A 21796-nucleotide genomic window follows, 5' to 3' on the forward strand; every position below is an offset into this window, starting at 1 on the left:
TCCCTACAATGCGCAATGTCTGCCCCAATGCTGGCCCAGGTGATCAACCATGAATAACACCATCGCACCCCGTAAGGAAGTCGTCTTTCTTGATACCACCCTCGCCGATTGGCCGACCCTGGCGGATGGGGTTCGGGACGGGGTCGAGGTGGTATTGATCGAGGCCAGTCACGGCGGGCTGGCGCGCATGGCCGCCTGGGCCGCGAGACACTCCGGCTACGATGCGATGCATCTGTTGAGTCATGGCACGCCCGGCGCGCTGCATCTTGGGTCGGACAAGCTGGTCGAAGCGACGCTAAACGAGGCCGATGTCCAGACCAAGCTCAAGCAACTCGGTCAGGCCTTGTCGGTCGATGGCGATCTGTTGCTCTATGGCTGCGATCTGGCCGCCGGCCTGGCGGGCCAGCGCTTCATCCAACGTCTCTCGGAGATCACCGACGCGGATGTCGCCGCCTCCATCAACCGCACCGGCCAAGGCGGCGACTGGCGCCTGGAAGCCACCGTGGGGACGATCACCACCCCAGCGCTGCAAGCGGCCGACTATGGCGGCGCCTTAGCGCCGACCGACGGAGGGGGGTCGCCGCCCCCGCCCCTGACATTGGAGGGTTGGACGCCCAGCGCCAACTCCGGCGACATCGCCACCGACGCCAACCTAACTCTAAACTTCAATACGAGCACCAATCTCAATAATTCCAACGTCTTAGTCTGGGGCAGCCTGAGCGGCGACATCGGCGGCTACTTCACCTACAGCTCGATCAACGCGACTCCCTATACAGCCACCTTCCATCAGAGTAAAGACTTCCAGCCCGGCGAGACGGTCAGCGTTTCCGTCACCAGTGCCGTCGGCGGGCCGAAGGTGTTTCAATTCACCGTCGCCACCGACGCCGACTCCCCCGGCGCCTTCTCCGTCGCCGGCGTCACCATAGGGGAGATAAATTCCACCAATAGCGTCGCGCTGGGCGATGTCGATGGCGATGGCGACCTTGATGTCGTGCAGGGGAATGCAGGCCAGACTCAGGTGTGGCTGAACGACGGCAGCGGCGGTTTTGGCACCCCTGCCGGCTCCATCCTGGGGAGTAGTAGTGACGTAACAACAAGCGTCGCGCTGGGCGATGTCGATGGCGATGGCGACCTTGATGTCTTGCGGGGGAATGCAGGCCAGACTCAGGTGTGGCTGAACGATGGCAGCGGCGGTTTTGGCACCGCTGCCGGCTCCATCCTGGGGAGTAGTAGTGACGTAACAACAAGCGTCGCGCTGGGCGATGTCGATGGCGATGGCGACCTTGATGTCGTGCAGGGAAATGATGGCCAAGAGACCCAGGTGTGGCTGAACAACGGCATCGGCGGTTTTGGCACTGCCGCCAGCGCCACCCTGGGGAGTTACAACACCCGCAGCGTCGCGCTGGGCGATGTCGATGGCGATGGCGACCTTGATGTCGTGCAAGGCAATTTCAACGAACCGACCCAGGTGTGGCTGAACGACGGCAGCGGCGGTTTTGGCACCGCCGCCAGCGCCACCCTGGGGAGTCACGCCACCACCAGCGTCGCGCTGGGCGATGTCGATGGCGATGGCGACCTTGATGTCGTGCAGGGGAATAACGGCGAAGAAACCCGGGTGTGGATGAACAACGGCAGCGGCGGTTTTGGCACCGCCGCCGGCGCCACCCTGGGGAGTTACGACACCCGCAACCTCGCGCTGGGCGATGTCGATGGCGATGGCGACCTTGATGTCGTGGAGGGGAATCAAAGCCAAGAAACCCGGGTGTGGCTGAACGACGGCAGCGGCGGTTTTGGCACCGCCGCCGGCGCCACCCTGGGGAGTTACGACACCCGCAACGTCGCGCTGGGCGATGTCGATGGCGATGGCGACCTTGATGTCGTGCAGGGGAATTATGACCAAGAGACCCAGGTGTGGTTGAATCAGCCACCCACGATGGACGCCGACAGCGTCACTCGCAACGACACCGATATCACGGCCAGCGACAACATCGTTCTCACCTTCCCCGAGGCCATCGCCGGTGGCAGCTACGACAGCGACAGCATCAAAGTGTGGGGCTCGCTGACCGGCGAAGTCACGGGCAGCTTCAGCGCCAGCGGCGAGACACTGACCTTCGACCCCACCACCGATTTCAAGCCCGGCGAGACGGTGACTGTGCAGCTGACCACCGGGGTTCAGGCGGCCAGCGGCGCAGCGCTCGACGAAGGGCACAGCCTGCAATTCACCGTCGCCACTGACGCCAACTCCCCCGGCGCCTTCTCCGCCGCCGACGCCACCCTGGGGAGTCACAACACCCGCAGCGTCGCGCTGGGCGATGTCGACGGCGATGGCGACCTTGATGTGGTGCAGGGGAATAACGGCCAAGAGACCCAAGTGTGGCTCAACGACGGCAGCGGCGGTTTTGGCGCCGCCGCCGGCGCCACCCTGGGGAGTTACAACACCCTCAGCGTCGCGCTGGGCGATGTCGATGGCGATGGCGACCTTGATGTCGTGCAGGGGAATTACTTCCAAGAGACCCGGGTGTGGCTGAACAACGGCAGCGGCGGTTTTGGCGCCGCCGCCGGCGCCACCCTGGTGGGGATATCTCGCACCACCAGCGTCGCGCTGGGCGATGTCGATGGCGATGGCGACCTTGATGTCGTGCAGGGAAATGATGGCCAAGAGACCCAGGTGTGGCTGAACAACGGCAGCGGCGGTTTTGGCACTGCCGCCAGCGCCACCCTGGGGAGTTACAACACCCGCAGCGTCGCGCTGGGCGATGTCGATGGCGATGGCGACCTTGATGTCGTGCAGGGCAATTTCAACGAACCGACCCAGGTGTGGCTGAACAACGGCAGCGGCGGTTTTGGCACCGCCGCCAGCGCCACCCTGGGGAGTCACGCCACCACCAGCGTCGCGCTGGGCGATGTCGATGGCGATGGCGACCTTGATGTCGTGCAGGGGAATAACGGCGAAGAAACCCGGGTGTGGATGAACAACGGCAGCGGCGGTTTTGGCACCGCCGCCAGCGCCACCCTGGGGAGTCAAGCCACCAACAGCGTCACGCTGGGTGATGTCGATGGCGATGGCGACCTTGATGTCGTGCAGGGGAATTTCTTCGACCCTACCCGGGTGTGGCTGAACGACGGCAGCGGCGGTTTTGGCACCGCCGCCGGCGTCTCCATAGGGGAGATAAATTCCACCAATAGCGTCGCGCTGGGCGATGTCGATGGCGATGGTGACCTCGATGCCGTGCAGGGCAATGACGCCCGACCGACCCAGGTGTGGCTGAACGTCAGCACCAAGACGATCGATACCGTGGGCAATGTCCCGGCCACCTTTGTTACCGATACGGGCCGTTGGGCCGATCTGACCAACGACGCCGCCCCGAGCGGACTGCCCCGCGGACTGAAGATGCCGCTGGGCCAGTTCGCATTCCAGATTGATGGCCTTCAAGACAATGAAACGGCCAACATCACGATGTTGGTCGACGGTGGCAATGGTGTGGCTGGCTATTTCAAACAGAACGATAGCGGCCAATGGGTCAATCTGGCAACCGACGTCACCACGATCGGAAACCAGACCAAGATCACCTTTGCGATCCAGGACAACGGCCCCTGGGACAGCGATTCAACCTCGGGGCGCATCGTCGATCCCGGCGGGCTCGGACAGGACCTGCTCGCGCCCAAGATAGCCGAAAACACCACCTATGTCGGCGACATGAGCGACGCGCTCGATCTCAGTGGTTTGCAGGGGGCGGTCACTTACAGCATCACCGACGGCGCTGATCAGGCTAAATTCACCATCGACGCATTGACCGGTGTACTTCGCTTCGCGGACGGCCCCGATTACGAAACCCCAACGGATGCTGGCTCCAACAATATCTACGATGTGACCGTGACGGCAACGGACTCGACGAGCGGAACCAGTAGCGAAACCATCCCAGTCACCGTGATCAACGATACTGGCGAAGATGGCAAGATCGCTGATCTGCAAGGCGACAATTCAGTCTTCACGGTGAATAGGCCGCAGTATATTGACGCCGCAAGTCCAGATTTGGTGAGTGTGACGTCGATTCGCAATACCCCAGAGTTCGCGAACGGCTATCTGCTGATCACCCAGATCGAAGGCACAGAGGATGGCAATTTTTCCTTCGATACCAATGATGCAACCTCAGGCAACGATGGCCAGATTGCTGCGGGTGAAACGATCTCGGTGACTGGCTTTACCCCAAACGCCGCGGCAGTCGTCAATGCCACCCAGGACGGTCAAAACGGTCACGCCTTGCGCATCGAATTCAATGATCAGATGACAGAAAGCGATGTTGAAGTCTTGATCTCAAGCCTTCAATACACTGCCTCCACCCAAGGCAACCGCACCTTCTCTCTATTCCTGAACGACGGCGCCAATGCTTACGAAGCCGTCACCTTCAGCCAGGTTCCAGCGCCCACGATCACCAGCGCCACTTACAACAGCCTGACCGGCGCATTGGTGGTTACCGGTACCAACTTCGTCAGCCTGACGGGTGACGCCAACGACATCGACCTCTCCACGCTCACCTTCACCGGTGCCGGCGGCAGCAGCGCCGCCTTCACCCTGACTACCACCAGCGATATCGAGATCACCGACGCCACCACCTTCACCGCCACCTTGTCGGGCAGCGACAAGGATGCGGTGGATGCGTTGCTCGACGCCAATGGCACCCAGTCGTCCGACAGCACCACCTACAATCTAGCCGCCGCCGATGATTGGAACGGCCCGATCACCCGCGGGGACATAAGTGACACCACCGGGAACGGCATCACGGTTTCGGGGAACAACAGCGCCCCGACCATCAACAGCGATGGCGGTGGTGCCACCGGCGCAGTCACTGTTGCCGAGAACAGCACCGCCGTCACCACCGTCGAGGCCACCGACGCCGACAGCGGCGATACCCTGACCTACAGCCTCAGTGGCGGAGCGGATCAAGCCCTGTTCCAGATCGACGCCAACAGCGGCGCACTGAGCTTCATCAACGCCCCCGACTTCGAGAACCCGCAGGATCAGGGCGACACCGTCGGAAACAACACCTACGAGGTCGAAGTCAAGGCCAGCGACGGTGCTGCCAGCGATACTCAGACCATCACTGTGACCGTGACTGACGTCAATGAGAACACTGGCGGCAGCGCGCCTCCTTCGCCCCCTCCATCGACCCCGACGGATAACGACGGCGACGGCATTGATGATGGCGAAGAGAGCAAAGTTCCTGCTTTGCCTGGAACAGACGGCGAGACGGTGACAGGGGACGGCAATGGCGACGGCACCCCTGACAATGAGCAGGAAGATGTCGCGTCCTTGCCCATTCTGGACACAGAAAAGGTCTCCGAGAATCCCGATGCGCCAGCAGTCTACGTGACCCTGGCTGGGGGCGGCGCAAGTTCCGCGGGCGCAGGAGAGGGCGAAGACCCGGGCTCTGAGAGCCCAGCGACACCGAGCGTCAGCGTCACCATTCAATCGGTCACTCAATCCGACGCGCCAGCGCCCGACGAACGCGATGGGATCGACATGCCCTTGGGGCTGATTGGCTTCGAAGCGACGGCCGAAGTACCTGACGGCACGGAGCATGCGGGCGACATTCCCTTCAGCCTGCTAGTCGAAAAAGACCCCGACATCCCTGATGAGGAGCAAATCAACGGGTTCTGGAAACAAGACAGCGCAGGCAGCTGGGTCAACCTCGCCAGCCCCGAGTATGGTGGGCAAGTCACCGAGGTTGGCGGCAAGGTCCGGCTTGACTTTGTCATTGAGGACAACGGCCCCTTCGACAGCAACCCGGCTGCCGGTGCCATCACCGATCCCGGTGCGCCTGGTTATCGTGCCGAGCCTCTTGGTACCACCCGCTACCTGCCAGACAGCAACGACCGCATTTTGGTCGATGGCACCTATCCGCGCATTCTCGATTTCGGCGGGCAGGATACCTACACCCTCGCCGAGGCCTTTATCGGTGATGTGCGGCTTGTCGACAACCAGGCCAGCATCGTTAACCTGCCGGAGGGATTGATTATTACCGGCGCGCGCCTGTTGGCCGACGGACTCGAACTCAGCCTGCCTGGCGGTACTCTCACGCTGCTTGGCGCGCCCGAGGCCCACAGCTATGTCTTCGGCGGCGATCCGGACGATCCCGAGGCGGGCACCCTGCTTACTTACACCGAACTGGCGCACGTCCTCGACACCACCGTCCCAGCACCCGGCAGCACCGAGCCGCATCAAGCCAACGTCAGCGGCGCGGTGCAGGCCGACGGCACCATTGCCGGCGGTCCTGGGCGCATCCGCTATCTTGACGACGGCGACACCAGCCTTGTCATCGACAGCGGCGATAGCCTGATTATCGACTTCGGTGGCGCGGACAGCTACCAATTGCAGTCGGAGCTGTCGCGCGATGTCACCCTTGTCGACAACCAAGTCAGCCAGGTTTATCTACCCGAAGACGCGGCGATCACCAGCGCGCGCTTCCTCACCGATGGACTGGCGCTGACGATTCAGGGCCATACCGTCACCCTGCTCGGCGCACCGGAGACCTTCCACTACATCCTCGGCGAGGAGGAGTTGAACTACACCGAACTGGCCGAGGCGCTCGGCCCCGAGAGGGCTGACACGGACGCGCTAAGCGTTGAGGCCGCGTTCGCGGCCAACATCGACTGGGAGATGCTGCCGTTGTAGAGGCGGCTGCGGCACTTCTGCCCGAGCCATGCTTGGAGGGCAGGAGTGCCGCCGCACCAGCTCAGCCCAGGGGGCGATCATGAACAGCGGGATCCAATCGCCGATTCATCAAGAGCCCTCGTGCCGGAAGGTGCCGACGTCGCTCAGAGCATCGGGGTTTTCTCAAAACAGCGCACAGACGACGCAATCACTAACCCGGTTTGAGCGATAGGATCAGTGTCAAAGGATTCGTCGGCGACGGGACGAATCCATGGTGGGTATAGAAGGCTGCGGCCTTTACGGATAGAGCGTGAACAAGCAGTCCGCGAACACCAAGAATCCGGCTTGCAGCCCGGGTGCGTTCGACGGCAACGCGGCACGGCGAGTCAACCACTCGTCAAGCGCTGGGACACCAGAGGAGAAAGCATCGGTTCGATGCGTCCCGGTGAGCGGCGCGGGGGCTTCGAGGGTCAATCGCTCCATGGGGTTGGCGCTGACATCAGGCGCTGGTAACCCGCTTCAGTTGGGGGTTGGTCAAGAACGGCGAGGAAGCGCTCATAGGTCTCCTGATCGACACGAACCAGGGTTTGGTCAAGCAGTGTTTCCTCAGCGGCCCGCCGAGCAGCATCAATCATAAAATCGGAGCGTGACCGACCCTGAATTCTGGCCGCCTGATCGATCAGCCCGCGAATCTCGTCGCGTACCCGCAGGCTAACCGCGCGGGTGGATTGCTCGGATTTGACAGTGGACGGCGACATGGGTATGGCGCACCTCGGCTTCGGATGAGGAGAATGGTGATATGCATTGTATATCTCCAGACCAAAGAGTCAAAGCTCCCGCCACGCACCCACGGATTGACAACAATCCGACCAAAGCCCCACGGCCATGAATACCCCCCCGTGCATTAAGCAAATTCGGCAATTACGCGGCGCTGCAGTCGAGCCACTCCAGCGCCCTGAGCCAGCCCTCGCCCCGTTTCCTCGACAGCCTGGACGATGACGAGGACTACTGGCTCGACACCATGAGCCAAAGCCAGCGCCGCTATGTGCATGAGCCCTACCGGCGCAAGCTGGTCATCATGGAGCATCGCCTGACGGCGGATCTGGCACGCTTGCGCGCCCGCCTGCATGGCGAGGACGTCGATCTGCCCGAGGGCTACCCCGATGCCCGCGCATTTCTGGCCGACCTCCAGTTGATTCGCGACTCCCTGATCAGCCAGGGGGATTCCAACGCCGCCGAGGGCGGACTCTAAGGATCTGATTCGCCTTGTCGAGACCTTCGGCTTCCATCTGATGCAGCTCGACATCCGCCAGGAATCGACCCGCCATACCCAGGCGGTGGTCGAGCTGTTCGCGCACCAGCTCGGCGCCCCGCTCTACGAAGCCTTCAGCGAGGAGCAGAAGCTGGTGGCCTTGGGCGAGGCCATCGGGCACCCGCACCCCTTTGTGATCGACAAGGGCACCCTGACCGCCGAAACGCGCGAGACCCTGGAGGGATTTGAGGTGGTCGCCCGCCTGCGCGCCGAGATCAGCCCCGAGGCCTTTGGCGCCTACGTCATCTCCGTGACCCACAGCGCCAGTCATGTGGATAGTTTGTACCTGGGACAATTAGACCGTGCGCCCGATGCCGGCGGCTATGAGTGCTGGCAGGGGCACTTGGATCAGGGTTTCACCGCGCAGGGGATGATCGAAGGGTTCATGCAAAGCCCCGAGTACCACAACCGGTTCCTGCCAGCAGAGGCAAGTGCGGAGCTGGGCGCAGGACAGGACATGCCAGGGCTAGCGTTGATCGGTCATCAGGACAGCGCCGATACCGACCTAGCGGGTTTGTTCGCTTAGCCGCGCCCGGCGCCGGAACCTGAACTGGCGCCGCGCCGGCTGCCCAGGCAATTTCCGGGAAAGAGCCAGCGGGACGGGGGGGCACCCCGTCCCGAACCTCGTCTTGGCCATCAACGGCAGGCAAGGGGATGCTACGATTGGCCCATGCAGCGCAAGAAACTCCCCATCGGTATCCAGACCTTCGCCAAGATCCGTGGCGAAGACTACTACTATGTCGACAAGACGCAGCTGGCCCTGCGCCTGATTGACGAAGGCAGCTATTACTTTCTCTCCCGACCCCGGCGCTTTGGTAAATCGCTGTTCATCGACACTCTGGGCGAACTGTTTGAGGGCAACGAAGCGCTCTTTCGCGGTCTCTACTGTCACGACAAATGGGACTGGTCGATCCGCTATCCGGTGATTCGCATCAGCTTTGCCGAAGGGCGGCTGGAGAGTCGTGCACAACTGGATGAGAAGATTTGGGAGCTGCTGGAGACTAACCAGCACAGGCTGGGCATCCCCTGCACCCGTCAGAATATCCCCGGCTGTTTCGGCGAACTGATCGAACAGACGAGGAAACACTTCTGTCAACGCGTTGTGGTGTTGGTGGATGAATACGACAAGCCGATTCTCGACATACGCCAGCATCCCGCACGATTGGTACCGCAATAACCCCATCAGCCACTACGAAGGCTACTGGGCCAGTGTGTTCTACGCCTACTTCGCCTCACTGGGGCTGGACATCATCCCCGAGGATGTGACTAACCACGGTCGCATCGACATGACGGTAAAATTCAACCACCAGGTCTATCTGTTTGAATTCAAGGTGGTGGAACTCATTCCCGAAGGGCGGGCGATTGAGCAACTGCAAGCCAAAGGCTATGCTGACAAGTACCTCGCCCTCAAGCAGCCGATTCACCTCATCGGCGTAGAGTTCAGCAAGGAAGAGCGCAATGTGGTGGGGTTTGAGGTGCTGAGTTGCTCTGAATGAGCCATGAACCCACCCCTGACACTTCTGTGCTGCCGCAACAACCTCATGTCCCATCGGTTGTGCATGAAAATCAACTAAAACCGCCCGGCGATGTAGCCGAGCGCCTTGCTGATCGGCAGTTCGATGTTCGACGGGCCATTGCGGATCAGGAAGGACTCCGCGCCTTTGTTGCGCAGATAGGTGGGCATGTCGGCCGGCTCGCATTCCACCGCTGCGATGGTTTTGTCCTCGATGCGGTAGAGCTCGAGGCGCAGGAAGCGGGTGTATTCGGCGCCCAGATGGCTGTTGATCAGGTTTTTGAAATGGAGCTGGCATTTGTCGTCGTTGGCGAAGCCGTCGGCGTCCAGCCCAAGCATCTCGCCATCATCGGCGACGCCGATCAGCAACACGCCGCCCTCGGTGTTTAAAAATGCTGCAACGCCTTTCAACCAAGCCAGCTCGATCTCTTTGCCGGCCTTGCCGGTGTGCAGGTTCATGCGCATGGTCGATTTGAACTCGACATGGGTGCCTTCGCCACGGCTGATCAGGGCGCGGATGTCGGCTTCCGGGTCTTGGGTGTCGATGCCGCGCTTGGGCAGTTCGCGCAGCTGATGGCTGTATTTGCGCACCAGCAGCGCGGCCATGCCGACCCCGAGAGCGAGGATCGCCAGGGCGGTGATGGCGAGCAGATACCAGCGGCTCTGTAGCATGCCAAGATTGGCTGAGACGGGAATGGCCACGCCGATCCAGGCATCCTCGGCATCGCCGGTCAGCGGCAGAAAGCCACCCCACCAGTCGCGCCCGTCGCTGCTAAAGCGCACCAGCTGCTGCGCCGGACGCCCAGCCGCGCGCCAGGCGGCGATGGCATTGAAGCGCAGTGGCCCGCCATGCTCTGTCTCGGCAGAGAAGAATCTCCCCTTGGTGCTCGAGCGTTCTTTATCATCCCGATCGCTGTAGACGCCGCCCTGGCCATCGAACAGAAAGCCGGCGCCGGAGTCGAGCGGGAGACGGTCAACAGTGTCGAGAATGCGCGCCAGGGTCACATCCAGCGCCAGCACGCGCACTTGGCCGTCGCCAGTCCAGCCGCTGGACACCGTCACCCCGGGCTCATCCAGGGACTCGAAGCGGTAGGGCGGACTCCAGGCGAAGTCGTTCTCGCCGTCGCGGCCCTGCTCAAGCAAGTCGCGCGCCTCCTCATACCAGGGGCGCTCGCGCGGGTCATAGTCGAGCTGGGTTGTCTTGACCTCGCCCGGCTCGTCGAGTTGGCTCCAGTGTTGAAAGCGAAAAGGCCCGTTCTCGCCCGCGCTGCGCAGACGTGTCAGCCAGCTCTCGCCATCGCGGCGCAGGAAGTACTCTTCCCCCCGGTCGTTGGCAAAGGCAATGCCCGCTATCTGCGGGATGTGATTGAGCGATGGCATCAATTGCGCATTCAAGCTCCGCGCGGCGGCTTGCGTCTGCGGGGGCGACGCATCGGCGTTGCGCAGGCGATCGCGAATAATCAGCAGTTGCTGCTCCACCGGCGTCAGCAGGGCGCGCACCTCATCGCGCACCAGCGCCTTGGCATTGTCGATCCGGGCCGCCGCGACATCGTGACGGATATCCTCCATCAGCAGCAGGTTGGCGCTAATCAACACGCCGACGGTGACGGCGAGCAGCAATAGCAGATCGAGGAACAGCCGGTTGCGCACGGGCGTCGGCGAGGTTTTGAGCAGGGAGAAGGTTTTCATCCGAGATGTCGGGGGAGGTTAAGCATCCGCTTCCTCGCCAAGACTGACCGGGTCTTGGTGAATGGTGATGTCGGAGTCTGGGTAGTGTTCGCGGATTTTCGCTTCCGCTTCCAAGGCGATGTGGTGGGCGGCGACCAGGGGCAGCTGATCGTCGAGCTCAAGATGCAGTTGCACGATAAGCGATTGGCCGGACTGCCGGGTGCGCAAACCATGCACGCCGCGCACCATGGGGACGGCGCTGACCAGTTCCACGATTTGCTGCCGCTGCGGCTCGGGCAGTTCGCGATCCATCAGCAGTTGGACGGCATCAAGGGCGATGCGCACCGCGCTATAGAGAATGTAGAGCCCGATGGCCAGTCCGAACAGCGGGTCAAGGCCCGACCAGCCGGCCCCGGCGAGGACGAGCGCGATCAGAGTCGCGGTGTTGGTGGCCAGGTCCGTCGCATAGTGGAGCGCGTCGGCTTTGATTGCGGGCGATCCGGTGCGGCGGATGACGTGATGCTGGATCGCGAGCAGTCCCAGGGTGATGGCAATCGCGAAGCCGATGACCATTATACCGACGCCGATCTCGACGACCGCTCTAGGATGCAGCAGGCGGTCGACGGCCTGGAGACCGAGAAAGACCGCCGAGCCGGCGATGAAGGTCGCCTGTCCCAATGCCGCCAGTGCCTGCGCTTTGCCGTGACCGAAGCGGTGCTCGGCGTCCGGAGGCAGCAGCGACCAGCGCACTGCCAGCAAATTGACCAGGGATGCGCCGGCATCCATGGTCGAGTCCACCAGCGAGGCCAGGACGCTGACCGAACCGGTCAGCAGCCAGGCCACAAGTTTAGCCAGAATCAGCACCGTGGCCGTGGCGACTGATGCATAGGTCGCCAGCCGGAGCAGTCGGCCGGTCTCGGCGAATGTTGCGGACGCGACCGGCGTGGGTGCCGCTGCTGTATTTTTTGAGCTCAAAGCGCGCCCCTCGTGGCGGATTCCCGCTTATTCAGGAGGCTGGTTGGGATTGGCTGGCGCTGGTGAAACTGGCGGCGACTGCATTTGCTGTCGGTTCCGGTTCATGTGATGGGCCTGAGCTGTGGCGAATTCTTGCGGATCGACCAGGCCATCGTTGTTGAGATCCACGTCACCAAAGGCGGGTGCGTTGGCCAGATTGCGCATCTGGTAGCCTTGTTTCGAGCGCTCTGCGATGCGATTGGCCCGCGCCTCGTAGAATTCCTGTTCGCTGAGACTGCCGTCCGCGTTCAGATCGAACTCGTTGAAGGTCGGCATATTTCTCCCCATGCCCATTCCCTGACCTGATCCCATCCCCGCTCCCATTCCAGGCCCCATCCCCGGACGGCCTTGCATGCGCGCCTGCTGGCCAGCGGCGAATTCGTCGGGCATCAATTGACCATCGCCATTGCTGTCGAAGTCGGCAAAGGTCGGCGCATTGGCTGCTCCGTTCATTGGGGCTCCCGCAGCGGCACGGGCGGCCATGCGCTCAGCGCGAATGCTGTTGAATTCTTGCTCGGTCACGATGCCGTCGCTGTCCTGATCGAAGACGGTGAAGGGCATGGGGCCGGGAGGTTGGGCGAGCGCGAACGGCGCGCCGCCGGCGACGATCATGGCGACGCTAAGGACGAGGGTTCGAGTCTTATGTTCCATCAGGGTTCTCCGTTGATTGGTCGATGCTTCGTAGATGCTTTGGGGGGATGACCTTGAACGCTCTACGACTCGATTATGATTCAAAACATTGCAAAGAACGTGAATGAATTGTGCAAATCTTGCGCGATGAATGCGGTTCAGTCGTCATGACCATGGTCATCATCCTCGTAATCCTCGTCATCGTCGCCATGCTGGCCACGGCGCTCTTGGCCGAAATCTTGGTCCCATGATCCCTGCGGGGCGTCGAGGTATCGGCGTCGACGCTCATGGCGATCAGTTTCTTCCCAATGGATGTCGTCTTCGTCGGCGCTGCGGTGGCACTCGACGCAGTTCTCATAATCGTAGATGCCTTCCTCGACATGTTCCTCGCGAATGTTGGAGCGTGAGTGCTCATGGCAACCGTAACAGGTGTAGCGACTGACGTCGTTGTTCAGATGACAGGTCTGGCAGCTGGCCTGATGGTCCCGGTCGAGCACGAAGAAGCGGTCGTGGTCGATGGTGGCGGGTGTCCAATCCTGCTGCGAGTGACACTGTCCGCAGTTGTCAGTGGTCCCGCGATGCAGGCTGTCTCCGGGGTTATTGTGGCACCCGCTGCACGTGTCGCGCAGATTGACCTGCAACAGGTCATGGGAGAACTGGCCGATGGGTCGGAAGGACTGCACACCCTTGTGGTCGCTATGGCAGGCGACGCAGTCCTGCTCGATCAGATCCTGATGAAAGGGGGTAAGTTTGTGTTCGCTCCCGATTGCCAATCCTTTGGTGGTGACCAGACCGATCTCGGCAGGTTTGTGGCATTCAATGCACTTGCCTGGTTGGCTGCCGAGGAAGGGGGTATGGCAGGCAAAGCAGTCTGTCTCAAGATCCGCGTGCGCGTCGATCAGCTTGCCGGGCTGGATCATCGCTTGCGGATAGAGGAAGGCGAGTAGCACCAGGAGCGCGAGATTTGCGGCAACAATGGTGAAGATCAGCTTTTTGTTCATTTCCATTGCCAATACAGGAAGATGCTAAGAATATGCGTGAGCCCTAGAACCCCGAAGGCGAGCGTGATCGGGAAGTGGACGGCGCGCCATTGCTTCATCAGATCCACGGTGACCGAATCCCAGAAAACCTCCTTGTCGACGGCCTTACCCGTCAGGCCGCGCTCTTCGTAAGCGTCGCGTTGCGACTTCAATTGGCGCCGCGAGCGATCCAACAGGTACTTGCCCGTCATGCCACTCGCGAGCGTGACCAGCATCGCCAGTAGCGCCAGCCAGGGCAGGATCGCGTAGACATGGATGCCTGCGTGTACCATGATCATCAGCGCCCCGAGCCAGGTCAGCACCTCATGCAGGCGCAACAGCCCCTTCGGCTTGCCAAATTCAATCAGCTTGCGCTTGCGCATCGAATAGAAGAAGGACAGCAGGATCAGGATGGTTCCGGGAATGCCCAGATAGCGGCCAATCCACATCAGCCCAAAAAGGTGCAGCAAGGCATCGGTGATAGCGGTCGCGACGAGCAGCGAGCCGAACATCACCAATAACGGCAGGATTTCTTTGCTAAGGATCGAGAATTTCATGGTGTTACCAATGGGTGTCCGCCAGAGGGATGTCGCCCTGTCCTCGCCTCTTTCGCCTGAAACCCGCTATCTTGCTGATCCAGCGCACGGTATCTGGCGCGCTGTCGATGAAGGCCCAAAAGCCCAAAGACCGCTACCTGGCCCAGGATGAAAGTGCCGATCAGGATTGCAAGGGTCGTCGTGGTCATGGTTTTTGTCCTTTGCTAAATCAGCCGTGATGGGTCGGTCGCGATGGCCGCGACCTTGCGGAGCACAATAGCGATGTCAGGCTGACAGAAGGCTATACGTCCTTGTCAGCGAATCGTCAGGTACCAAACCGGACCTGAAGGTGCACATCTTTCGGCCTTTTCTTGTGCGACTCACTGGGCGAGAATCACTGGGCGAGAATCGCTGGGAGAGTCGGTCGGAACCGGGCTCCGGTGCATTGGGCGCATTGTTTGCGCCTGCTTGCGTCTGGGCTCGGAGACTGGCTGGAGAGGCCTCTGCTCGATCTTTCGATCTGCCGATCTATAGCAGCAACCCGGCAATGGCGCCCGTCATCAATGTGGCCAGGGTGCCGGCGAGGATGGACTTCATCCCGAGGGCGACGATCTCCGAGCGGCGCTCGGGCGCGATGCTCGCAAGCCCGCCGATCATGATGCCCAGGCTGCCGAAGTTGGCGAAGCCGCACAGGGCGTAGAGCATGATCAAACGGCTGCGCTCGCTCAGTGCGTCGGGTGAGAGCTGGGTGAGCTGGACATAGGCGATCAGCTCGTTCAATACCGTCTTGGTGCCCATGAGGGCGCCGGCGGTTTGGGCCTCCTGCCAGGGGATGCCGATCAGCCAGACGATGGGCGCGAATACCCAGCCGAGCAGGCGCTCGAGGCTCAAGGGCGCGTCGGCGACCTGAGGCAGCAGGCCAAGCAGATCATTGGCCAGGCTGACCAGCGCCAGCATGACGATCAACAGAGCCATCACGTTCAGCATCAGCGGAATGGCGGCGAGCGCGCCGCGGGTAATCGCATCCATGGCGCTTTCGGATTCGATTTCGATGTGCGCGTCGAATGGCTCGCGCTGCGAGGCCTCGGGCAGCATGATGCCGGCAATCACCAGCGCCGCCGGGGCGCTCATCAGTGAGGCGGTCAGGATCTGGCCCATGGCATTGGGAATGATGCCGCTCAGGATGCTTGCATAGAGCAGCATCACAGTCCCCGCGATGGTGGCCATGCCGCTCACCATCAGTGCAAAGAGCGCCGAGCGTGACATGGTTTTGAGGTAGGGGCGGATCAGCAGCGGCGCTTCGGTCATGCCGATAAAGACATTGGCCGCAGTGGCCAGCCCCAGCGCGCCGCTGGTGCCGAGCGTGCGCCGCAGCACCCAGGCAAAGCCTCTCACCACCAGCGGCAGCACGCGCCAGTGGAACAGCAGCGCCGACAGGGCTGAGACCACCAGAATCAAGGGTAGGGCGCGGAAGGCAAAGACAAAGCCATGCTCGGGCGCAGTGACGGCGAACGGCGCCTCGCTGCCGGCAAGGTAGCCAAAGACGAACTGGGCGCCCGCGTCCGTTGCCTTTTGCAGCGCCAGAACCATCTCATTGAGCAGCAGAAAGGCCTCTTTGGCCGCGGGCCACTTGAGCAGCAGGACTCCGAGCAGCAATTGCAGCCCAAGCCCGCCAAGCACCAGACGCAAGGAGACTTCGCGGCGCGACTCGCTCAACAGCCAGGCAATGCCAAGCAGGACGAGGAGCCCGAACAGGGCCTGCAAGGTCGGGGCGAGGGTTTCTGACATCTGCGATAACCAGTGAAAGCGCAAACTTTGGGGCGCACCTTATGCGGCTTTGTGCGGAAAGAAAAGCCTGATCGGGATGTGCGGTCGAAACACCACACGCCATTGCAAGCGCCTTCCTGGTCGCGCACAATTTCCCCGATATCAGCCAGAAGTTTGTTGACGAGAGTAACGGGTAATGATGATGAAGCGCTATGTTTGCTTGCTTTGCGGATTGGTGTATGACGAAGAGAAAGGCTGGCCTGAGGATGGCATCGAGCCGGGGACGAGATGGGAGGATGTCCCCGACAGCTGGGTATGCCCAGAGTGCAATGCGGGAAAGGAAGACTTCGAAATGGTCGAGCTGTGAAGGTGCCAGCTTTGCAAGTGATGAACACGGTCACCGGGGCGGCAGGGCTGTAGGCCGCCGAATTGCATGCCCCGCGTCCGGTTGTGGCGCGTCGATTCTGCTCGAAATGTCCTGGATAAGAGTCCGATCTTCGTGCTATGGTTTTCAAGTAATTGAATCCTTGCTATGGAGTGATGTGAGTTCATGTCTATCGCTTTGACAGAATCCGAAGTCGCCCTGACTGGGCCGGCAGTTGACAAAATGACCGAGCTTTTTGCGCAGGTCGAGGATGGGGTGCAGGGCGTGCGGGTTTATGCCGCCGCCGGAGGCTGCAGCGGGGTGAGTTTTGGTATGACCTTCACCGACAACATCGGTGAGCAGGACGGCGTACGCGACTTTAATGAGTTCAAAGTTGTCGTGGATGACGACACGCTCGGCTATTTGCGTGGCGTTGAGATCGACTTTGTCGACCAGGGCGACGGTAACGCCACATTCGTTTTTAACAATTTGCCGACTCAGGGCGGTGGCTGCAGTAGTTGCGGCTCATCCAGCCAGGGTGGCTGCTCTTCATGACCGCGAGGGTTTTCGGCGCTGAGCAATGCCGAACTCGGGTGTTCCAATCCCCGTGCTTGGCCGGCAAAGTCCTCGGTGGGGGCATCCGTGGGGATCAAGCACGATGATCCGGGCAGGTATTGTTGGCGCGACTGGCTATACCGGCTCCGAGTTGTTGCGCCTGCTATTGCGCCATCCGGATGTTGAGTTGAAGGTGGTGACCTCCCGCGCCGAGGCGGGGCGAGCGGTAAGCGACTACTTCCCAGCACTCAGGGGCAGCTGCCAGCTCGCTTTTGCGCCGGCTGACGCTGCATCGCTGTCAGGATGCGATCTGGTGTTCTTCGCAACGCCTAACGGAACCGCCATGAAGGAGGCGCCGGCATTGCTGCAGGCTGGCGCGCGGGTGATCGACCTGGCCGCGGATTTCCGGCTGCGCGATCCTGACCTGTGGGCGGCCTGGTACGGCATGCCCCATGAATGCCCCGATTTGCTCGCCGAGGCCGTCTACGGGCTGCCGGAGATCAATCGTGAGGCCTTGCGTAAAGCGCACTTGGTCGCGAACCCCGGCTGTTATCCAACTGCGGTATCGCTCGGCTTTCTGCCCTTGATTGAATCCGGCGCTGTGGATGTCGACTTTCTGATTGCGGACGTCAAATCCGGAGTCAGTGGCGCCGGTCGTCAGGCGAAGACCGGGCTGTTGATGGCTGAGGTGGGTGAGAGCTTCAAGGCTTACAGTGTGGCGGGGCATCGCCACCAACCGGAGATCCACCAGACCCTGAGCGCAGCGCAGCGGGCAGGTTCGCCCGAGATCAGGCTGACTTTTGTTCCGCATTTGCTGCCCATGATTCGCGGCATTGAGGCGACCCTTTATTCTCGTCTGGATCAAAACGGATCAAGTCTTACAGCGGATGCTTTGCAAAGGTTGTACGAGGAGCGCTACCGGACTGAGCCCTTTGTCGATGTCATGCCGGCTGGCTCGACGCCTGAAACCCGCTCGGTGCGTGGGACCAATCTTTGTCGATTAGCCGTGACGGTGCCGGACGGCCCCGCAGGCGGAGATGGCGGCAGCATGCCAGGGCGCACAGTGGTGGTGCAGGCGGTCATCGACAATCTCGTCAAGGGGGCAGCTGGTCAGGCGATTCAGAACATGAACCTGATGTTCGGTCTTGCCGAGACGACCGGCCTGACCGATCTGGCTTGGACACCCTAAGGCTGTGCTTTAACAGAAGCCGGCTTCCCCTGATTCGAGTAGCGAATTGATCAGATGGGATGGAATCCGAACATGGGTGGGACGGGTGCGCGTGTTGGCGCACCGGGCGCGGGATTCCGGCTGTTTGTTACGCTGGGCTGGCTGGCTGTAATTTGTAGCGCTTTCGTGCTCGGCTATCAGCTCGCTTACCATGATGCCGACAACGCGCTCGTCGAGCTGCGCGAGCTTGAGAGCGACCGGCGTGAGTTGCGTGAGTCCCTCATGGCGGCGGAGGAGCGCATTGCCGGACTCGAGCGAGCTCAATCGATCGATCGCGAGGCCAAGCGCCTGGCGCAGGCTCAACTCGAGGAATTGCAGCACGAGCGACACGAGTACGCCAAGCAGGTTTCGGCGCTGGAGCGCCTGATCCGGGAAGGCGGCGGTGGTGTGGTGCAGGTGCAGGACTTTGAGCTATGGGAGACCGAAAAGCCACGGGAATTTGGCTACCGATTCACCGTGGCTCAGCTGATTTCGGAATTTGGCCAGACATCCGGGCGGGTTAAACTGCGGATTGAGGGCAAGACGCCTGAGGGCGAATCGGTGTCGCGCAGTGCGGCTCAACTTCAGGGCTCGGAGCCGGCGTCACATCGCATGGACTTCGAGTTCTTTCAGAATTTCAGTGGTCTGCTCATGTTGCCCGAGGGCTTCCAGCCGCTGACACTGACGATCGAGATCGAGCCACTGGTCAAGAATCTCATCTCTTCCGCTCGTACCTACCCTTGGGAAGCGCAGACCTGGGGGCCGGAGCGGATGCAACCGGTCGCATTAGAGCCAGCCGATGATCCATTGGGGGACTGAGGCGAGTTGGTTCCAAAGGGGACTTGATTCCCTAGCGATTTTTCCGCAAGCAACATCGGGCACAGGTCATGCCTTAACTCAACGGCTCCCGCGGTCTTCAGAGCCGACGGGGTGGGGGAGAACTGAGTTGCCTCGCCACGGATAAGACCAGAATGGTCTTGATTCGAGCCCGCGACGGTCACACCCTTAGTAAGCAGAGATGCTCTCGGCTGCTCCGGCCAGGCTCAACCGAGCCCGAGTGCGATCAGGCCTAAATGGAATCACACCCGTATATCAAATCCCGGAATCAAATCCCGGAACAAAATCCAGGCTCAGTGACATCAACAAAGAGACGGCAGTTATGACAATGACGACTGATCTGACCGGAGAGGCTCCTCTGGTCTTCACCAACTCGGCCGCTTCCAAGGTGGCCGACCTGATTAAGGAAGAAGGCAATGAGGAGCTGATGCTGCGGGTCTACATCCAGGGCGGGGGCTGCTCTGGTTTCCAGTATGGCTTCACCTTCGACGAGCAGATCCAGGACGGTGACACCGAGGTTGTGACCGATGGTGTCAAGCTGCTGGTCGATCCGATGAGCATGCAGTATCTGATGGGTGCCGAGATCGACTACAGCGAGGGACTGCAAGGCGCTCAGTTTGTCATCCGCAATCCGAATGCGAGCACCACCTGCGGTTGCGGGTCGTCGTTCGGCGTTTAACATTTTGCTCACCCACACGCGTTTGTGTGGGGCGGCAGCGTTCAGCGGAGTAGGCGAATAAGGGCAATTCCGCTCAGTGGAAGCCGCTCGATTCCGGCGAATCGGGGTCGCGAGCGTCCACTAACAAAGCAGGCTCTCTGGTACGTTGCAGCTCTGCCATTAGCGGCTTAGTTTGACGGCGGAAGCGTGCTTTTTCGCTGTCGTTGAACTCATTGAGGAATGGCAGCTTGGCGGTTAGCGGATTGACGGGAGTCCCGTCGATCCGAATCTCGTAATGCAGGTGTGGACCGGTCGCAAGCCCGGTTTGGCCCACGTAGCCGATGGTGTCCCCACGTGTGACTCGCCCGCCGCTCGATAGACCCTTGGCGAACCGCATCAGGTGGGCGTAACGGGTTTCGTACTTTGAGCCATGGCGCAGGATGACAATGTTGCCATAACCCCCCTTGCGACCTTTGAAGTGGACTCTTCCATCGGCGGCGGCAAGCACGCGGCGCCCGGCAGGGGCAGCGAAATCGACCCCGGTGTGGGGGCGGATGCGGCGCAGAACCGGATGCATTCGGGCGAGGGTGAAACCTGAGCTGACGCGGGTATAGTTCAGCGGGGTGCGCAGGAAGCTGTAGCGACCCTTGTCGACGGGCTGCCCATCGGCTGTAAAGTAATCGGTGACGCCTTTCGATGTGGTGTAGCGCACGGCGGCGTACTGCTTGTTGCCGTTGGTGAACTCCACGGCAAGTACCGGCCCTGTCTTGATCGGCTCGTCCCCGGCGTAGATTTGCTCGAACAACACGGAGAGCTTGTCTCCCTCGCGGGTCTGACGGGCAAAGTTGATCTGGTGACGGAAGATGTTGATGGCGCGCTGGGTGACCTGATCCGGGATGCCAGCACTCTTGGCCGCGCCATAAAGAGAATGCTTTACCACCGCGGTCAAACACTGGCGGCGAGGTTCGATCGCGGCGGAATTCACCGAGGTGGTCACGGTGTCCCCGTCATGGGAGACCATCAGACGCTCGGTGGCGCTGAGCTTGAACTCAAGTCGCTCGAGCTCGAGTGCTTGGTCGAAGTGCAGGCGAATGGTTTCGCCAGGGCGTATTTGCTCAAGGCGGCGGCGATGGGTTTTGGAGACCTGATCGAGGATCTGGTAGACCATGCGGCCAGGCAGCCCCTGTGACTCCAGGATGGTGCCCAGGGTGTCGCCCGGTTGAACTTCATAATCCAGGCGGAAGGGGCCTTGCCGCAAAGCGGGCGGGGTCTTGGTTTGTTCCCCGGTGTGCTGATCGCCGTCTTCCCCCGCAGCATCTCCCAAGGCTAGAGTGTCGATTTGCAGTGCCAGCGTCGGGGTATTGCTAAGCGAGAGCTCGAGCAATTCCTCTTGGCTCATGCCGAACAGATCCGGCAGAGCGGGCGTGAGACCGGCAAGTTCCTGGAGCGGGTCCGCAAGTTGGAACTCGGGATCGCTGTCATTGTAAGGCGAAATGCTTAGCGGAACACTGAGTGCCTGCGCCGTGTTAGGGCTGCTGTTTTCCTGAGACGCGGTGCTGGGTGACTGGCTACGCTGTCCGAGTGTTGGCGGATGCGACTGGCCGTCGTCCTGCAGTGGCCCAGGTGGCAATGGCAGCTCAATGACCTCCGAGCCTTCGGGGGACGGTGCTGTCAGTGTGGCCGGTGCGTTGGAGACTGCCACCTGTACGATCGTATAGCTGACACCGGCCGCCAACGCCAGGAACCCAAGGCGGAGCGCCCGGCGCGAGCGACGGTTCGGCTGACGCCGGAATCCATGGCCGCGTACGCGAAACTTGTAGTCACGCATCATAAATCAATTCCAAGATGCCGTTTTTGAAGGCGAACTACTTAAGCTGCAAGTTTAGACGATGTTGGGAGAAGGTCAACGAATCTTCTTACTTTCGTGAACTAAATCTGCGATCGGAGCGCCAGCAGCCGCGCCCGTTGCTGCCGGCAGGCAGGCTTTCGGGTTAAGCTTGGTCATCGCAAATCCGAGCCCAGCCAGTGCGCCATTCACGTATTGCGCAGCGGTAACATTGGGTT

At 61.2% G+C, this 21796-nt stretch carries 18 protein-coding genes and 1 pseudogene (1 of these 19 running past the window's edge); 10 read left to right on the top strand and 9 right to left on the bottom strand.

Translation table 11 applies throughout. The annotated features are described in order from the left end of the window. Positions 1 to 49: 49 nt before the first annotated feature. Positions 50 to 6673 (top strand): FG-GAP-like repeat-containing protein, encoded by a 6624-nt coding sequence (locus Thiosp_RS06055; protein ID WP_323696862.1) that lies wholly within the window; start codon positions 50 to 52, stop codon positions 6671 to 6673. A gap of 449 nt (positions 6674 to 7122) precedes the next feature. On the opposite strand, the gene Thiosp_RS06060 is transcribed toward Thiosp_RS06055, so the two are convergent. Further along, positions 7123 to 7410, bottom strand: coding sequence for a type II toxin-antitoxin system TacA family antitoxin (locus Thiosp_RS06060; RefSeq protein ID WP_323696863.1), 288 nt, complete (start codon positions 7408 to 7410; stop codon positions 7123 to 7125). Between the two features lie 230 nt (positions 7411 to 7640). Between Thiosp_RS06060 and Thiosp_RS06065 the strand changes: the two genes are divergently transcribed. The 3 genes and pseudogenes from Thiosp_RS06065 (at position 7641) to Thiosp_RS06075 (ending at position 9460) form a co-directional block, all read left to right on the top strand. Continuing rightward, positions 7641 to 7904 (top strand): phosphoenolpyruvate carboxylase, encoded by a 264-nt coding sequence (locus Thiosp_RS06065; protein WP_323697103.1) that lies wholly within the window; start codon positions 7641 to 7643, stop codon positions 7902 to 7904. A 40-nt stretch (positions 7905 to 7944) separates the two neighbouring features. Beyond that, complete coding sequence (locus Thiosp_RS06070) at positions 7945 to 8490, top strand: phosphoenolpyruvate carboxylase (protein ID WP_323696864.1); 546 nt, start codon at positions 7945 to 7947, stop codon at positions 8488 to 8490. A gap of 144 nt (positions 8491 to 8634) precedes the next feature. Then, positions 8635 to 9460, top strand: a pseudogene (locus Thiosp_RS06075) (AAA family ATPase). 74 nt (positions 9461 to 9534) lie between these two features. On the opposite strand, the gene Thiosp_RS06080 reads toward Thiosp_RS06075, so the two are convergent. The 5 genes from Thiosp_RS06080 to Thiosp_RS06100 all read right to left on the bottom strand — a co-directional run bounded on the left by Thiosp_RS06080 (position 9535) and on the right by Thiosp_RS06100 (position 14365). Continuing rightward, on the bottom strand, positions 9535 to 11166 hold the full coding sequence (locus Thiosp_RS06080; protein ID WP_323696865.1) for an RNA-binding domain-containing protein: 1632 nt from the start codon (positions 11164 to 11166) through the stop codon (positions 9535 to 9537). An 18-nt stretch (positions 11167 to 11184) separates the two neighbouring features. Then, complete coding sequence (locus Thiosp_RS06085; RefSeq protein ID WP_407702770.1) at positions 11185 to 12120, bottom strand: cation diffusion facilitator family transporter; 936 nt, start codon at positions 12118 to 12120, stop codon at positions 11185 to 11187. A gap of 27 nt (positions 12121 to 12147) precedes the next feature. Further along, positions 12148 to 12810: an EF-hand domain-containing protein gene (locus tag Thiosp_RS06090; protein WP_323696866.1), complete on the bottom strand. Its 663-nt coding sequence runs from the start codon at positions 12808 to 12810 to the stop codon at positions 12148 to 12150. 137 nt (positions 12811 to 12947) lie between these two features. Beyond that, positions 12948 to 13790 (bottom strand): class III cytochrome C family protein, encoded by an 843-nt coding sequence (locus tag Thiosp_RS06095; RefSeq protein ID WP_323696867.1) that lies wholly within the window; start codon positions 13788 to 13790, stop codon positions 12948 to 12950. Then, a complete protein-coding gene (locus Thiosp_RS06100; protein WP_323696868.1) occupies positions 13787 to 14365 on the bottom strand; it encodes a hypothetical protein in 579 nt (192 codons plus the stop codon). Before Thiosp_RS06100 ends, Thiosp_RS06095 begins: the two co-directional genes overlap by 4 nt. Before the next feature lie 71 nt (positions 14366 to 14436). Between Thiosp_RS06100 and Thiosp_RS06105 the strand changes: the two genes are divergently transcribed. Then, on the top strand, positions 14437 to 14583 hold the full coding sequence (locus tag Thiosp_RS06105) for a hypothetical protein (RefSeq protein WP_323696869.1): 147 nt from the start codon (positions 14437 to 14439) through the stop codon (positions 14581 to 14583). Positions 14584 to 14872: 289 nt separating this feature from the next. Here the strand turns inward: Thiosp_RS06105 and Thiosp_RS06110 are convergent, their stop codons facing one another. After that, positions 14873 to 16132 (bottom strand): NupC/NupG family nucleoside CNT transporter, encoded by a 1260-nt coding sequence (locus Thiosp_RS06110; RefSeq protein ID WP_323696870.1) that lies wholly within the window; start codon positions 16130 to 16132, stop codon positions 14873 to 14875. Positions 16133 to 16313: 181 nt separating this feature from the next. Here Thiosp_RS06110 and Thiosp_RS06115 point away from each other — a divergent pair, with 181 nt between their 5' ends. From Thiosp_RS06115 to erpA, 5 genes are all read left to right on the top strand, one after another. Beyond that, positions 16314 to 16478: a rubredoxin gene (locus Thiosp_RS06115; protein ID WP_323697105.1), complete on the top strand. Its 165-nt coding sequence runs from the start codon at positions 16314 to 16316 to the stop codon at positions 16476 to 16478. 183 nt (positions 16479 to 16661) lie between these two features. Next, the gene (locus Thiosp_RS06120; RefSeq protein WP_323696871.1) at positions 16662 to 17030 is read left to right on the top strand and encodes a HesB/IscA family protein; all 369 of its coding nucleotides are present in this window, start codon (positions 16662 to 16664) and stop codon (positions 17028 to 17030) included. 103 nt (positions 17031 to 17133) lie between these two features. Next, positions 17134 to 18219, top strand: coding sequence for an N-acetyl-gamma-glutamyl-phosphate reductase (gene argC / locus Thiosp_RS06125; protein WP_323696872.1), 1086 nt, complete (start codon positions 17134 to 17136; stop codon positions 18217 to 18219). A 72-nt stretch (positions 18220 to 18291) separates the two neighbouring features. After that, entirely contained in the window at positions 18292 to 19056 is a 765-nt protein-coding gene (locus Thiosp_RS06130) for a DUF6776 family protein (protein WP_323696873.1), read from the top strand. Positions 19057 to 19396: 340 nt separating this feature from the next. Further along, complete coding sequence (erpA, locus tag Thiosp_RS06135) at positions 19397 to 19753, top strand: iron-sulfur cluster insertion protein ErpA (protein WP_407702771.1); 357 nt, start codon at positions 19397 to 19399, stop codon at positions 19751 to 19753. Between the two features lie 73 nt (positions 19754 to 19826). Here the strand turns inward: erpA and Thiosp_RS06140 are convergent, their stop codons facing one another. Together Thiosp_RS06140 and Thiosp_RS06145 are read right to left on the bottom strand one after the other, a co-directional pair. Beyond that, positions 19827 to 21563, bottom strand: coding sequence for a peptidoglycan DD-metalloendopeptidase family protein (locus Thiosp_RS06140; protein ID WP_323696874.1), 1737 nt, complete (start codon positions 21561 to 21563; stop codon positions 19827 to 19829). A gap of 72 nt (positions 21564 to 21635) precedes the next feature. After that, a protein-coding gene (locus tag Thiosp_RS06145; RefSeq protein ID WP_323696875.1) for a hypothetical protein crosses the window boundary here: on the bottom strand, positions 21636 to 21796 show its 3' portion. It continues 103 nt past the right edge of the window; only the last 161 of its 264 coding nucleotides appear in the window; its start codon lies off the right edge, out of view — the gene reads right to left on this strand; its stop codon occupies positions 21636 to 21638.

This window comes from Thiorhodovibrio litoralis (assembly GCF_033954455.1).
Classification (GTDB): domain Bacteria; phylum Pseudomonadota; class Gammaproteobacteria; order Chromatiales; family Chromatiaceae; genus Thiorhodovibrio; species Thiorhodovibrio litoralis.